12 protein-coding genes, 1 tRNA gene and 1 riboswitch are annotated in these 14,660 nt (G+C 61.4%); of the genes, 5 read left to right on the top strand and 8 right to left on the bottom strand.

The annotated features are described in order from the left end of the window. Positions 1-297: 297 nt before the first annotated feature. A complete protein-coding gene (locus RlegSU303_RS00925; RefSeq protein WP_131718633.1) occupies positions 298-1,482 on the bottom strand; it encodes an O-succinylhomoserine sulfhydrylase in 1,185 nt (394 codons plus the stop codon). A gap of 42 nt (positions 1,483-1,524) precedes the next feature. Further along, positions 1,525-1,603: riboswitch (SAM riboswitch) on the bottom strand. Between the two features lie 73 nt (positions 1,604-1,676). Here RlegSU303_RS00925 and RlegSU303_RS00930 point away from each other — a divergent pair. Both RlegSU303_RS00930 and RlegSU303_RS00935 read left to right on the top strand, forming a co-directional pair. Then, positions 1,677-2,771, top strand: coding sequence for a 2'-deoxycytidine 5'-triphosphate deaminase (locus RlegSU303_RS00930; RefSeq protein ID WP_017958854.1), 1,095 nt, complete (start codon positions 1,677-1,679; stop codon positions 2,769-2,771). 59 nt (positions 2,772-2,830) lie between these two features. Further along, a tRNA-Gly gene (locus RlegSU303_RS00935) sits at positions 2,831-2,904 on the top strand. Between the two features lie 131 nt (positions 2,905-3,035). Here the strand turns inward: RlegSU303_RS00935 and RlegSU303_RS00940 are convergent. From RlegSU303_RS00940 to RlegSU303_RS00960, 5 genes are read right to left on the bottom strand one after another with little or no spacing between them, the layout of a single operon-like run. Continuing rightward, a complete protein-coding gene (locus RlegSU303_RS00940) occupies positions 3,036-3,545 on the bottom strand; it encodes a DUF995 domain-containing protein (RefSeq protein ID WP_017958855.1) in 510 nt (169 codons plus the stop codon). Positions 3,546-3,563: 18 nt separating this feature from the next. Further along, the gene (locus RlegSU303_RS00945; protein WP_020485958.1) at positions 3,564-4,502 is read right to left on the bottom strand and encodes a glycoside hydrolase family 26 protein; all 939 of its coding nucleotides are present in this window, start codon (positions 4,500-4,502) and stop codon (positions 3,564-3,566) included. A gap of 19 nt (positions 4,503-4,521) precedes the next feature. Next, entirely contained in the window at positions 4,522-6,429 is a 1,908-nt protein-coding gene (locus RlegSU303_RS00950) for a glycosyltransferase family 2 protein (RefSeq protein WP_231283369.1), read from the bottom strand. Then, positions 6,426-7,412 carry a UDP-glucose 4-epimerase GalE gene (gene galE / locus RlegSU303_RS00955; protein ID WP_017958858.1) on the bottom strand — a complete coding sequence of 329 codons (987 nt, stop codon included), beginning with the start codon at positions 7,410-7,412 and terminating at the stop codon, positions 6,426-6,428. The genes RlegSU303_RS00950 and galE overlap by 4 nt, the downstream gene beginning before the upstream one ends. Beyond that, positions 7,412-8,458, bottom strand: a complete 1,047-nt coding sequence (locus tag RlegSU303_RS00960; protein ID WP_017958859.1) for a UDP-glucuronic acid decarboxylase family protein — start codon at positions 8,456-8,458, stop codon at positions 7,412-7,414. The genes galE and RlegSU303_RS00960 overlap by 1 nt, the downstream gene beginning before the upstream one ends. Positions 8,459-8,812: 354 nt before the next feature. On the opposite strand from RlegSU303_RS00960, the gene RlegSU303_RS00965 reads away from it, so the two are divergent. Continuing rightward, positions 8,813-9,961 (top strand): helix-turn-helix domain-containing protein, encoded by a 1,149-nt coding sequence (locus tag RlegSU303_RS00965; protein WP_231283835.1) that lies wholly within the window; start codon positions 8,813-8,815, stop codon positions 9,959-9,961. Between the two features lie 159 nt (positions 9,962-10,120). Here RlegSU303_RS00965 and RlegSU303_RS00970 read toward each other — a convergent pair whose 3' ends face one another. Continuing rightward, positions 10,121-10,399, bottom strand: a complete 279-nt coding sequence (locus RlegSU303_RS00970; RefSeq protein ID WP_231283370.1) for a hypothetical protein — start codon at positions 10,397-10,399, stop codon at positions 10,121-10,123. A 421-nt stretch (positions 10,400-10,820) separates the two neighbouring features. Here RlegSU303_RS00970 and RlegSU303_RS00975 point away from each other — a divergent pair, with 421 nt between their 5' ends. Next, on the top strand, positions 10,821-11,201 hold the full coding sequence (locus tag RlegSU303_RS00975) for a VOC family protein (protein WP_043294645.1): 381 nt from the start codon (positions 10,821-10,823) through the stop codon (positions 11,199-11,201). A 216-nt stretch (positions 11,202-11,417) separates the two neighbouring features. On the opposite strand, the gene RlegSU303_RS00980 is transcribed toward RlegSU303_RS00975, so the two are convergent. After that, entirely contained in the window at positions 11,418-13,409 is a 1,992-nt protein-coding gene (locus RlegSU303_RS00980; protein WP_231283371.1) for a methyl-accepting chemotaxis protein, read from the bottom strand. A gap of 373 nt (positions 13,410-13,782) precedes the next feature. On the opposite strand from RlegSU303_RS00980, the gene RlegSU303_RS00985 reads away from it, so the two are divergent. After that, entirely contained in the window at positions 13,783-14,658 is an 876-nt protein-coding gene (locus RlegSU303_RS00985) for a transporter substrate-binding domain-containing protein (RefSeq protein ID WP_026158507.1), read from the top strand. Positions 14,659-14,660 lie beyond the last annotated feature (2 nt).

Here is a 14,660-nt window from a genome sequence, read left to right on the forward strand (position 1 = left end):
CAAGAAACGGAACAATTATCATCGCTGAAATGGCTGTGATCCGAAGGCTTTTCGATCGTTAAGCCTAATTGTCAGTGTTAATTCGGTTTGGGAACGCTGCGGCGGGCGAACTTGTTCCCCCCGGTCTCACCTTGGGGAGATCCGGCCTCACCCAGTGAGATCTGGGCACGGCCGAACCCCAAGCATGTCGCGCAAAAGTGTGCAGCGGTTTTGCGATAACGACATGCGTAAAAACAAAAACTAAAGCGCGAGGAGCGAATGCGACGCGCTTTAGAGGTCCGGCCGCTTATCCCTAGATCAGGCCGAAACCTTGGCAAGCGCCCGCGCGAAATCCTCGATCAGGTCATCGGTATCCTCGATGCCGGCCGAAAGGCGGACCGTGCCCGGAGAAATGCCGAGTTCGGCGCGGGCCTCTTCCGTCAGGTTCTTGTGCGTCGTCGTCGCCGGATGGGTGATCAGGCTCTTGCTGTCGCCGAGATTGTTGGAGATCTTAATGATCTGGAGCGCGTTCTGTAGCGCAAAGGCCGCATCCTTGCCGCCCTTCAGCTCGAAGGCGACCAGCGTCGAGCCGCCGGTCATCTGCTTGGCGATGATATCGGCCTGCGGATGGTCCTTGCGGCCGGGATAGATCACCTTGGCGATCTTGCCTTGCTCGGCCAGGAAATCGGCGATCTTTGCCGCATTCTCCGTCTGCTGGCGCACGCGCAGCGGCAGCGTCTCGATGCCCTTCAGCAAAGTCCAGGCGTTGAACGGCGACATGGCCGGGCCGGTATGGCGGAAATAGTCGTGCAGGTTCTCGTCGATCCATTCCTTGTCTGATAGTACCACGCCGCCGAGGCAGCGGCCCTGGCCGTCAATATGCTTGGTCGCGGAATAGACGACGATATGGGCGCCGAGTTCCAAGGGCTTCTGGAAGAGCGGCGTGGCGAAAACATTGTCGACGACGACCTTGGCGCCGATCTGGTTGGCGAGCTGGGCGACGCCTGCAATATCGATCACCTCGAGCGTCGGGTTGGTCGGGCTTTCCAGGAAGAACACCTTGGTCTTCGGCGTGATCGCCTTTTCCCAGTTCGCCAGATCCCGGCCGTCGATCAGCGTGCAGTCGATGCCGTATTTCGGCGCCAGCGTCTCGACGACCCAGCGGCAGGAGCCGAACAGGGCACGGGCCGCGACGATATGATCGCCTGATTTCAGCTGGCAGAGGATCGCCGCGGTGACCGCCGCCATGCCGGAAGCGGTGGCGCGGGCGTCTTCGGCGCCTTCGAGCATGCACATGCGCTTCTCGAACATGTCGTTGGTCGGGCTGCCGTAGCGGGCGTAGATGAAGCCCTCCGTCTCGCCCTTGAAGCGGGCTTCGGCCGCCTCCGACGTCTCGTAGACGAAGCCTTGGGTGAGATAGATTGCCTCGGACGTCTCGCCATATTGCGAACGCAGCGTGCCACCGTGAACGAGTTGGGTTGCCGGGCGCCAGGTCTTGCTCATGCCATCACCTTCACATAACAAAAAAACCGGTCGCAAAAGCAGACCGGTTTCAACCCGGTCTTTTTAGCCACTTGTTTAACGTGGCTGCAAGCCGACCGGCCAAATCACCACGGGATAATTCTGCAATACTGCTGTTAGCTGCTTGCGTCAATTCCCCGAGTTTGGTTTTGTCGGCGGCAAATGATGGATGAGGCATGATGGCTCGCGAAACAGGAATTCTGGCGGATCGCGCGATCTCCGCGCTGTTCGAAACGGGGCGTCTGATCTCCGAGCGGGAGCTGGACCGCGACCAGATCCAGCCGGCAAGCCTGGACCTGCGCTTGGGTGGCAAGGCCTTTCGCGTGCGCGCCAGCTTCATGCCAGGCCCCTCGCATCTGGTGTCCGACAAGCTCGACCGGCTGAGCCTGCACGTGATCGACCTGTCCGAAGGCGCGGTGCTCGAAACCGGCTGCGTCTACATCGTGCCGCTGATGGAGAGCTTAGCGCTGCCGGCCGATATGTCTGCCTCGGCCAATCCGAAGAGCTCGACCGGGCGCCTTGATATCTTCACCCGCGTCATCACCGATTACGCCCAGGAATTCGACAAGATCCCATCAGGCTATTCCGGCCCGCTCTATCTCGAAATCAGCCCGCGCACTTTCCCGATCGTCGTGCGCCGCGGCTCACGCCTGTCGCAGATCCGTTTCCGCGTCGGCCAGGCACTGCTCGGCGAGCCGGAACTGTTGAAGCTGCACGAGAGCGAGACGCTGGTCGCCAGCAAGCTGCCGAACGTATCAGGCGGCGGCATTGCCCTGTCGATCGACCTTGCCGGAGACAAGGACGGCCTGATCGGTTATCGCGGCAAACATCACACCGCCGTCGTCGACGTCGACAAGAAGGCCGAGCACGACCTCTTCGATTTCTGGGAACCGCTCCACAGCCGCGGCCGCAACGAGCTGATCCTCGATCCCGATGAGTTCTATATCCTCGTCTCGCGCGAGGCCGTGCACGTGCCGCCGGATTACGCCGCCGAGATGACCCCCTTCGATCCGCTGGTCGGCGAGTTCCGCGTCCACTATGCCGGCTTCTTCGATCCGGGCTTTGGCCATGCGCCGGCCGGCGGCCGCGGCAGCCGCGCCGTGCTCGAAGTGCGCAGCCACGAAGTGCCCTTCATCCTCGAAGACGGCCAGATCGTCGGCCGCCTCGTCTACGAGCATATGCAGGAAAAGCCCGCCAGCCTCTACGGCTCCGGCCTCGGCTCCAACTACCAGGCCCAGGGCCTCAAACTCTCGAAGCACTTCCGCATCTGAGGCGTCGCATCCGACGCGACTTGACAGCCGCCCCTATCTGTTGGAAATCTCGCATCGTCGCGGGTGTAGCTCAATGGTAGAGCAGCAGCTTCCCAAGCTGAATACGAGGGTTCGATTCCCTTCACCCGCTCCAATTGCCCCGGCCGTTCGTTCGTCGCCTTTTGAAGGCGCTTCGCGATCTTTTATAAAAAGGGTTGCGCGCAGGCATCGGCTCCTACAAGGACACAGATGGCGCCTCGGCCGCGCGCAACCCTAGCTTCGCCTTTATTTGGTCTTACTGACGCTCGTCTCAATCCTCCCCAATTGAGAACTCACGTAGTCGCCGTGGCGAAGCTTTGCGAATTCGTCGGTGGCTTGTGCCTGTGCGCTCTTGAAAACGTACCATTGACCGTCCGGTTCGCGTTTCTGATAGATCAGGCCGCCCTTCTTGCGGTGGCTGAAGCAGGTGATTGCCGTCGCCGTTCCGGTCTTGGCATGCCAGTCGGCGTTGAAGCAGAGTTTCCCCGACTCCGTGATGAACCAGCGGCCCGTGCCGAAGGACGGCGAGCCATTTTCCCGCGACCAGGCAGTAAAGCGACGCGCCTTTGCGGAGAAGTAGCCGGCGCCGGCTTTCCACATCCAGGAATTCTGGTTGTAGAGCCGATAGATTTCCGCGCTGCTCATCGGCTTTGCGGTCTCTATCCCCGCAGGCTCATTGGTTCCGGCAGCGGACGCGGCCGTGGCGATACCGCTGGTCAGGGCCACGGCCAGGAACATTTTTTGAAGCATGGACATGTTCAGGTTCCTTCTTGTTCAATTGATGCTTTGGCGGACAACCCGCCAGTCGGGGCGGCCATAGCCGTCCGGCCACGGATAGACTTCACGGTCGTTGAAGTAGATAACGGCGCTGAGCGCCGGGAACTGGGGATAGCGTTTCGTTACGCTCTCAGCCCAGTTTCGCACGAAGGAATCGCCGCCTTCGTATCCGAGTTCGGCAACCATGATGGGCTTGCCGTAACCGGCGACACGGGCGTATCCGGGCGCAAGGTGCTCGGCAAACGTCTGGTCACGGCCAGTCTTGTCCCTGTCGTATTGCTCCAGGCCAAAGACCGAGAGCCCGATGAGATCGACGACATCGTTGCCGGGATAAAAGGCTTGAAGCCCCTCATTGCCCTTCGGTGACCACATGTATTTGGCCGTCTTCAGGTGGGCCTTGCAGACCTCCACCATCCGGCGATAGGCCTTGGCATAATCGGCGCCCTGCCAATGCGACCAGGAGAACTGGCTGTCGGTTTCGTCCATTTCCTGTCCCCAGCGAATGATGACAGGACTTTTCAGCTTGGCAGCAGTCGAGCAGACGGCGGCCATGTTCGCATCGCGCGAACCGTTGAGGATGCTGTGCAGCAGTTCCTGCGAGGTTTGGCGCCAACCGGTCGACCAGGTCCAGGGCTCGACCGAGATCAGCAGGGTGCGGCCACGCGCTTGCGCATAATCGTCGGCGAGGACGAGGGTGCGTAGATCGACATCTTCCCAGGGCAGGAAGAGGTGTTCGATCTTCGAATCGGGCGAGGCGCCCAAATCTCCGTGCGGATCATAGGCGCCGAACGTGATCGACTCCTTCGTGACGACCGGCATTTTGGTCGGCGGCGCAATGGACGATGTCGTCATTGCAAGCGGCTGCCCTTCGGCAACGCTGCCCAGAGCGGTCGGCAGGACCGCGACTCCCGACAGCAACAGGCCGGTTAACGACAACAGGGCTATTTTGGATGGGCTATGCATTGTGTACTTCCTCCACGCTTGGCCGCACATCCGGGTGAGCGGCATCCGTTCTCAGTTGGATTTCCTCCGGATCGGAAATCCATCGTGGTTTGAAGAAGATCGTGCGCAGGGCGGTCCCGCCTCGGCCTGCACCGGAGGCGGAGTAGCGCTCTTCGAACAGCTGAAGGCGGCCGCTGCCCCAGGCGAGTGCCTCGGTCGCATCCTTCCCGCGCATGATGGTTGCAGCCCCCGGCAACGCGACGAGCGCAAGAAGCACGGTCGCCATCGCCGGACGGTAGAAACGCGGGGCCGCCGCAACCGTATTTTCCTTCGAATGGTGCCCGACGATGACCAACAGCAGCGCGCAGTAGATTGCCGCGTTCAGGATGGTAAAGAAGTATCCCCCCTTGGAGGCGCCGGCATCGCCGATTGCCAGGGCGGGCAATACCGCCATAAGCGCCAGCACAGCGTAGGGCGCCAGGACACGCACCGGCAGCAGATCGACTTCGGACCGCCCTTTCGGCGTGACGCGGAAATCGACGAAGGAGCCTGTCACAAAATCGTGCACCGCAGCCAGCGTGCCGGCGAGCGCCCAGGGCCAGCGCGCGAAGAGAAAGAGCATGGATTCCCAGCTCAGGATCTTGGCGTCGTAGGGGCGGAACGAGCTGCTGGCGCGCCAGCGGTAAGCCATCACCACGAGAGCGATAGAAAGCGGTGCGAAATGCGCCAGGAAATCGGGATAGGTCACCGTCACGAAATTCTGGCCGCGCACGAGCGCGATGATCGGCAACGCAAACATGAGCAACATAAAGAACGCAAAAAGCGGATACCAGAGTTGCGAAAAGAGGAACTGGAACTTGAGCCGGGGCGGCAGCCGGCCGATGAGGCTCGGCGAGTACCGCAACAGCACCATGACCAGGCTGCGCGACCACTGGAATTCCTGCGTCACGAGATCGCTGAAGGTTCTGGGGCCGTCACCATGGGCGATGGCATCCAGCGCATGCACACCCCGCCAGCCGCCGGCATTCATCATCAATGTCGTCGAATGGTCTTCAGCCAACTCCGGACCGAGGCCGCCGATCTGTTTGAGGGCGACGGTGCGTACCGCGTAATGCGACCCTATGCACATCGGCGCCAGGCCGCCGTTGTAACCGGCTTGGAGCGAGCCATGCATGCTGGCCTCGGCATAGAGCCTTCCACGTGCCGACCAGCTTTCGGAAGCGTTCTTGTCGCAAATGCTGGGGGCCGAGACATAGCCGACCTTTGGATCGGCGAACGGACGCAGCATGTGGAAGAGATAGTCGGGCGCGGGAACATGATCCGCATCGAGTTGTGCCACGAAATCGTAGCGGCTGTAGCCGTAGTGGTCGTAGAAGAAGGCGAGGTTGCCTTCCTTGCACCGCGTGCGTCGGGGCCACGACGTCCGATGATAATCGGATCGCCCCTTGCGGGTCGAGACGAAGACCCCGTGCCCGGAGCACCAGTCGAGAGTCTCGGGGGAAGGGTCTTCGTCGGCAAGCCAGGTGTCGTGTTCCACGTCCTGGGCAAGCATTGCCAGCAGGGTTTCACTGACGACCGAGAAGGGTTCCGCCGGCGCCTTGGTCACGACCATGGCCACTCGACTGCCTGTCGGCAGGCGCAAGGGGCCGTTCGGTCTTGCCGCCCGATAGAAGACGACGATGAAATAGGCCGGCAGAGCGGTAACCCAGGCAAGAACGAGGCTCACCGTAATCGTGCCGAAAGCATCGACGTGATGGCGCGGCTCCAGCCACCAGATCCAGAAATAGGCGAAGGCGCAGGCCCATACGGCCGCCGAGAACAGATATTCGGTCCGCCGATGTCCGGTCAGAACCGGGACAAGAAGCGGCTCGTGGGAGAGCTCCGGAGCATGCGTCGCTTGGGTAATCGCAAGTTCGGTCACGCGCGCGCCTCCAGTCCGAAGAACGGAGCCGCCGTCCGCACGATGGTTTCGAGGTCGGAATATCGAGGCTGGAAGCAGAGCGTCTCGCGGGCCAGGCTGGCGTCGGCGTAGAGGCTGGGCGGATCGCCCGGCCGGCGTGGATGGATGACGACCGGGACTTCGCGCCCGGTCGTTTCCTGGATCACGCGCAGGACTTCCCTGATGGAAAACCCCCGCCCGGTGCCGAGGTTGACAGCGAGGTTTGCTCCGCCTTTGGCGAGATGGGTGAAGGCCTGAACATGGGCGCGCGCGAGATCTGCGACGTGAATATAGTCCCTTATGCAGGTCCCATCAGGGGTATCGTAATCATCGCCGAATATCTCCAGGTGCGGAATCCGGCCGGCCGCGGCCAGCAGCGCCCGCGGAATGAGATGGGTTTCCGGAACGTGCCATTCGCCAAGCTCGCCGTCCGGATCGGCTCCACAGGCATTGAAGTAACGCAGGGCAACATACCGCAGGCCGTAGGCCGCCGCATAATCGGCGAGCATATGCTCGAAGATCAGCTTGGTCTTGCCGTAGGGATTGATCGGAGCCTTCGGCAACGTCTCATCGATCGGCAGCACTGACGGGACGCCGTATACGGCACAACTCGATGAGAAGATGACGTTCTGAAGCCCCGTCTGCCGGCAGGCATCGATAAGCGACAATGCACCACAGACATTGTTGTTGTAATATTTCGCGGGGTTTTCCACGGACTCGCCGACGTAGGCCGAGGCGGCAAAGTGGATGACGGCAGCGGGAGCATATTTCTCGATGACCTCGATCAGGCATGACGAGTCGAGGACGTCACCTTCGACGAAAGGGCCCCAGCGCACGGACGAACGGTTTCCGGTCGTGAGATTGTCGTAGACGACAGGCTCAATCCCCTCCGAGCGGAGGAGCTTGGCGGTGTGGCTGCCGATATAGCCGGCGCCGCCCGTGACCAGGACCCGGGGCGCATCCATCAGACCGCCTCCAGCTCGCGTGCCGGACGGGTGAGAACGCCATCGAAATAGTCGATCGTCTGACGCAGGCCGCTCGACAAGTCGATCTTCGGCCGCCAGTCGAGTTCCTGCATGGCAAGCGAAATATCGGGGCGACGCTGACGGGGATCGTCAACCGGCAAAGCGCGATGGATGATTTGCGACCGGGAGCCGGTCAATCCGATCACCTGCTCGGCCAGCTCCCGGATCGTGAATTCGCCCGGATTGCCGAGATTGACAGGCCCCGTCAGCGACGACGGTGAGGCCATCATGCGGACCATGCCGCCGATGAGATCATCGACGAAACAGAACGAGCGGGTCTGCGAACCGTCGCCATATATGGTGATGTCTTGCCCCGTCAGGGCCTGGACGATGAAATTCGAGACGACGCGGCCGTCGTCCGGACGCATCCGCGGGCCGTAGGTGTTGAAGATGCGGATGATCTTGATCTCGACGCCGTGCGTCTTGTGGAAGTCGAAGAACAGCGTCTCGGCGCAGCGCTTGCCCTCGTCATAGCAGGAGCGCGGCCCGAACGAATTGACGTTGCCCCAGTAGCTTTCGACCTGCGGGTGGACGTTCGGGTCGCCGTAGACTTCGGAGGTGGATGCCTGAAGGATACGTGCGCCGGTGCGCGCGGCCAGCTCCAGAAGGTTGAGGGAGCCCAGCACGCAGGTCTTTGTCGTATGGATCGGATCGGCTTGATAATGCGGGGGCGATGCCGGGCAGGCGAGATTATAGATCTCGTCGACTTCCAGATCGAGCGGGTGGACGATATCGTGGGCGATGACATTGAAGCGATCGACTCGCTTCAGATGGACGATATTGCGCCGCATGCCCGTGGAAAAGTTGTCGAGGCAGATCACCTGGTGTCCGGCGGCCAAAAGCGTCTCGCACAGATGCGATCCGAGGAAACCTGCACCGCCGGTGACAAGAACTCTCTTGGGAGCGTGGTGTATTCCGGATAGACAATTTGCATCACGAGCCGAAGCTTTTACAGAGCGCGCACGAATCCTGCCAAGATAGTTCACGACTACCTCCCGTGTTTTCAGAGTTTGCTATGGGATATTCGATATTTACTTCGACATATCGCGAAACCAAGTCGTTCGATCATGCGAATATTTTATTCGTCCGGTTTTTCTTTTGGAATGAACCGATGCTTATTTAGATACAGCTAAGAAAGACAATTGTCGTTATCCCCACGTCCTGGAAATTATCGCTCCGTACATTTCAGAGCGAAAAGGAATATGATAAACAACTTATGGAGGAGACTCTTCGGGCACTTCCGCTTTTTCAGACGGAGTTCTGCGGAGATTTCAGCCGCAAAAACAATTGCTTTTCTCAATTTCCATGGCTCGGGTCGGGTTATGCGCTGGAGGAATTGGATGGCTACAGGGTCTGAATCCGACGATGATCCTGCCGCGGAACAGGAACGGCCGGCGCATGTGGAGAGGCGGCGCTGGCCGCGTGAACCGGCCATGCGCAAGGAACGCCCACCCCATGCCTCCCCTGCACTCGAGCCGCTGCGATTCTCGACGCAGGACCTGCCACCGACAGAACAATTCCAGGCCTGGCGGGCACATATGGCGCCGCTCGTGGATGTTCATCTGCCGGAGGGAAAATCACCGGAAGACGGGTTCCTCGCGGAGCAGATCGGCTGGCAGCTCGGCGATATCCTCATCGTCCAGCAGCGCGCGCATGCCCACAGATATATCCGCGATCAGGCCATGCTTCGATCGAGCCCCATCGACCATTGGAACGTGGGCCTGCAGCGCAGCGGCCAGGCCTGGACCGAGGTCAACCGTCGTGTCACCGAGACCGCTGCCGGCGAGATATTTTTCATGTCTCTCGGCAGCCCCTATCGCGGACGGACGACCGATACCGAAGCTTTGCTCGTGTTCCTGCCGTATGAGATGCTGGCTCGCGATGCGAGCCTTCTTCAGAGCGCCGGCAACACGGTTCTTTCGGGCAGCCACGCCGAGTTGCTCACGGGCTATCTCACGGGCCTCGAAACGAACCTCGGGAATCTGACGATAGAGGAAGTGCCCCGGATCATCCAAACCATCGGCGATATGGTCGTTGCGGGCGCCGCATCGTCCACAAGGACTGATACCGGTCAAAACCAGGCCAACATGGGACTGATGGAGCGGGCTCACCGCTACATTCACGTCAATCTCCATTCGGAAAACTTGACACCGGACGTGATGTGCCGCGCGTTGGGGATTTCGCGTACTCGGCTTTACCAGCTGTTTGAGGCGAGTGGAGGCGTGCTCAATTATATTCGCAAGCGGCGATTGCTGCAGGCCTATGCGGATCTCAGCAATTCGGCCGACCACAGGCCGATTTCAGATATCGCAGAAGCCGCCGGTTTCGAGGTCGCCGCCAATTTTACGCGCGCCTTCATCCACGAATTCGGGCTGAGCCCGCGTGAAATCCGAAGGACGATGGCAACCCAACAGCGGCCGGCTCCGGCCCTCCACTCCACGCGGCGTTCCGGAAAAACGATCGGTGATTGGCTGGCCCTGACGGGTTGATCCGGCTCGGGCTGAAATCCAGACTCGAAGTCCGTTAAGCGGCGATCGACGCGCTTGCCGAAGACACAGCGGACTTGATCCACACCCATGGACCTCCGTTCGCAATTGAGGGAATATTTCCCTTCACCCGCTCCATCCCGCAGACCACGCCGACCAAGCCTAATCCCCGAAGAACCGGATCGGCTTATATTGCCGATGCGCGATAATCAGGCTGCGGTCGGGCTGGATGATATACGTTTCCTCCACCTGCCGGCCGTACTGGTCGATGAAATCGTGCGGGAAGGCGGAGCCGGGGGGTGATTTGGTGAGTTTGGTGCGCGGCTGGCCACTATAGGTGATGCTGCCGGGGATGGGTTCGAGGCCCGGTCCGTCGTAGCTGACGGTGCTGCATCCCGCGAGAACGAGCGTGCCGATGAGGCCGATGATTGCAAGTTTCATGTCCATCCCTCCAATGCCTGAATAATATCACTCTACGCCTCACCGGATAGAGTTCACGACACGAATGCCCATGCCGCGCTTCAATCCTTCGGGAAGCGTCGCCGGGGGCGCCGTGATCGAGTGGCCGGCGGGACGCGACATCCACCTGTTGATATTAGGGTGAAAATCCGGATCCTCCAGCCGCGATGACGCATCCATTGCCGAAATCGGCGTCGTCTGCTAGATCGGCATCGTCGAAAAAGGCAGGATCGGTTGAGGTAAGCCCGATCCCTTCCGTTGGAGCGTCAAGTGCTCTGGCGAAGCTCTGCTCCGTGCCATGGCACGAGAACCCGCGACGTGATCCGCATGAACATGCGGGATCCCGGCGGCGTGCGGAGACGGCAAATAGGCAGTCCCGGGATTTTTTCGAACGGAGACTGTCATGCACTTGAACCATCTCGATTTCCACGTTCCCGATATTGCTGCCACGGCGGATTTCTTCATCCGCCATTTTGGCCTGAGACTTAAGGATATGCGCGGTCAAAACGGCCTCGCGATCCTCGAAGACGATACCGGCCTCGAAATCGTCCTCAGCCACGCAATCGCAAAATTCGGCACCGCCGATCAGGTGGAGATGGGCCGCCAGACCTATCATGTCGGCTTCATCCTGCCCGAAAGGGCGGAGGTCGATGCGGTCCATGGCGGGCTTGTGGCTGCCGGTGCTGATCTGTCCGGTCCGCCGGCCGCCATGCGTGGCGGCTGGCTGTTTTATTGCACGGCGCCCGGAAACATCCTCGTCGAGATCGGCTGGCGGCCGGGTTAGACGATGCCCAAAAGCAAAGGCCGGCCGCCGCCGTCCGCCCCTCATCCGGCTGCCGCCACCTTCTCCCCGCAAGCGGGGCGAAGGGGATATGCCGCACCCTCTCGGTTCCCCACAAAACTCTCGCGGGGCAGGTCCCCTCGCCCCGTCAGAACGGGGAGAGGGTGAGGGGCAGCCATCGGCGCGAACCGGGCAGCCGTGCCTCGTGCCGAGGTCGGCTCAGAATTCCGTCCAGTCGGGATCCTGGCTCGGCGATGTGCTGCTGCCGGCGCCGAAGGCGTTGGCGATCTTCTGGCCGAGAGCGCGGGCCGGCGAGGCGGCCGGGCGGGCAATGCCGTCGCGGGCGACGCGGACCGGAGCTGCCCTGGCTGCCGGGCGGGCGGCAGCGCGTGGTGCCGTGGCGATTGGCGCACTCGTGGTGAAGCCGCCGGTGCCGGTCAGCCTGAATTGGCCGAGCAGGTTGTTGAGCGCTGCCGCTTCCGTCGCCAGGTTGTGGCTGGCGGCGGTGGATTCCTCGACCATCGCCGCATTCTGCTGCGTGCCCTGATCCATGGTGTTGACGGCGGTGTTGATCTCCTGCAGTCCGATCGACTGTTCGCGGGAGGCTTCGGCGATCGCGTGGACGTGCTGGTTGATCTCCTGCACCTCGCCGACGATCGCGTCGAGCGCCTTGCCGGTTTCGCCGACCAGCGAGACGCCGGTCTGCACATGCGAGCCGGAGGTGCTGATCAGTGCCTTGATCTCCTTGGCGGCCTTGGCCGAGCGCTGGGCAAGTTCGCGCACTTCCTGGGCGACGACCGCAAAGCCCTTGCCGGCATCGCCAGCGCGGGCGGCTTCGACGCCTGCGTTCAGAGCCAAAAGGTTGGTCTGGAAGGCGATGTCGTCGATGACGCCGATGATGTTGGAGATTTCGCCCGAGGACTTCTCGATCTGCTGCATGGCGGAGACGGCCTTGCGGACGACCTCGCCTGATTTCTCGGCGCCGAGGCGGGTGCGGGCGACGAGCTGGCTTGCCTCCTCGGCCCGCTTGGCGGCGTCGCGCACCGTCGTGGTGATCTCCTCGAGCGCCGCAGCGGTTTCTTCGACGGAGGCCGACTGCTGTTCCGTCCGCTGCGAGAGCTGGTCCGCGGAGGAACGAATCTCGTTGGCGCCGGCGCCGATCGCCCGGGCATTGGCGCCGACCGTATGCAGAGTCTCGTTGAGCTTCTCGACCGAGTTGTTGAAATCCTCACGCAGCGCATCGAGATGCGCGACGAAGGGCTCGGCGATATGCGAGGCGAGATCGCCGGCGGCAAGGCGGCGCAGGCCGTCGCCGAGTGCGGTGACGGCACGGTCGAGTTCGGATGCTTCGCGGGCCTTCTGCGCCTCGCGGTCGCGGCGCTCGCTGTCGCTGATGTCGCGGTCTGCTTCGGCGCGCGCTTCGATCCGGGCGCGCTCGATCGCATTGTCGCGGAAGACCGAAACGGCCTTTGCCATCTGGCCGACTTCGTCGCCGCGGTCGAGTCCGCTGACATCGCTTGTCGTATCGCCCTCGGCAAGCCGCGTCATGCGCTGGCGCAGCTGCATCATCGGACCGGCGATGCCTATCTGGGCCACGACCACGCTGAAGCCGACGGCAGCGAGAACGGCGATGCCGATCAGAACGAGACAGAAGACGATCCGTTCGTTGACGGAAGCCGAGAGCGCGTCGCCGCCATCGTTGAGCATCGCCATCATCGCATCATTGTTGGCGATCATCTTCGGCGTCAGCGCATCGAGCTTGACATTGATCAGGGCAACATTCGCCTGGGCGCCGGCGCTGTCCTTGACTTTGCTCTGTTCGATGATCTTGTTCGCCAGCGTTTCGATCTCATCGATGCCCGCCTGAATTTCATCGATCGCCGGCTTGCGGCTGGGCACCAGCGCCAGCGCCTGCTTCATGCGGTCACGCGCCTGCGGCAGTTTGCTCGGTATGGCGAGCGCCTTTTGGAACTCCGGCGTATCGGGCTTCATGTCGGCAAGCAGGCTTACCTGCAGCACCGAGGCCACCGCCGATGCGCTGGCGCGCGCGCTCAGCATCGAGGCCTGCGCCTCATGATCGATGAAGGCGCTGTAGGCGGCGTCCGCACGGCGGAACTCGGAAATGACGTAGATCAACCCGGCCATCGTGATCAGCCCGAGCAGCGCTACGACCGATATGATTTTTGTGCGGATTTTCAGATGTTTCAGCATGGAAATGTCACCCGATTGACGGGGCGTGCTCGCGCGCCCGGTGCTTTTGAAATCAATTGTTGCAGAAAAACGCTGCTTCAATATCGCGGATTAGGGATTACGTTTGGGCTGACGCTTGCATCATGCGATCGGCTGGCGGGGTCCGATGTCGTCGCAACAAATAAAGGCGATATTCTTTAATTCCGCGCTAACACGAGGCGGCGGTTGGCTATGATTTTTAGGGGCTGAGAGGTTGCACTTTAACCTAGCGCGTATGAGAGGCACCGAGGATCAAGTCTCGGAGCGCCGGCATTCATATTCCCCGCCACGCATGACTCTGATACATCTTGCCGACGCCGCACGCTTCGCGCTTAACCCAGAGACCACGATCACGATGATGCAATCCAAGCCGGCATCCCTAACTCTGAAGGGTTTTTTCACGCTCGGCCTGTTTTTCGGCGCGCTGCTTTCAAGTTTTGCCGCGTCGGCCCAGCAGGCGGCACCTTCGCTGCCGCTGCTCTTCGATGCGCGCGAACGTCTTGCGAGGCCCGATCTCTCCTCTCTGGTGCGCCTGCGCTTCCTGACGTCGGTCGATTTCCCGCCCTTCAATTTCACCGATCAGAACGGCAAGCTTTCCGGTTTCAATGTCGACCTCGCCCGCGAAATCTGCAGCGAGTTGGAGATTTCAGACAAGTGCCAGATCCAGGCGCTCCCCTTTGCCGACCTTAGGGATGCGCTCGCCGCCTCACAGGGCGATGCCATCATCGCCGGCCTTGCCGTGACCCCGGAGCTGCGCCGGCAATTCGTCTTCTCCAGGCCTTATCTGATGCTGCCGGCGCGCTTCGTGCGCAATCTCGCCGTGCCGCTTGACGGAAAGACCGCTGCCGCGCTTTCCAGCCATCCGGTCGGCGTCGTCAGGGGGACGGTGCATGAGGCGATGCTGGCCGCCTTTTTCCCCACGCTCAAGGCCGAGCCGTTCGATACGAAGGACGCCCTGCTTGCGGCGCTCAAGGACCGCAAGGTCGATGCCGCTTTTGCCGATGCGCTGCAGCTTTCCTTCTGGGTCTCTTCGCCGGCCTCTGCCAAATGCTGCGCGCTGTTCGACGGCCCCTATCTCTCCGAGCATTTCCTCGGCGAGGGCATGACGATCATGCTGCGGCAGAAGGACAGCGTGCTGACGTCAGCCATCGACCACGCGCTCGCCACGCTGTCGCGCAACGGCCGCCTCCAGGAAATTTATCTGCGGTATTTCCCCTACGGGCTCTATTGAAG

It is taken from the genome of Rhizobium sp. SU303 (assembly GCF_021052345.1).
GTDB classification, from domain to species: Bacteria; Pseudomonadota; Alphaproteobacteria; order Rhizobiales; family Rhizobiaceae; genus Rhizobium; species Rhizobium laguerreae.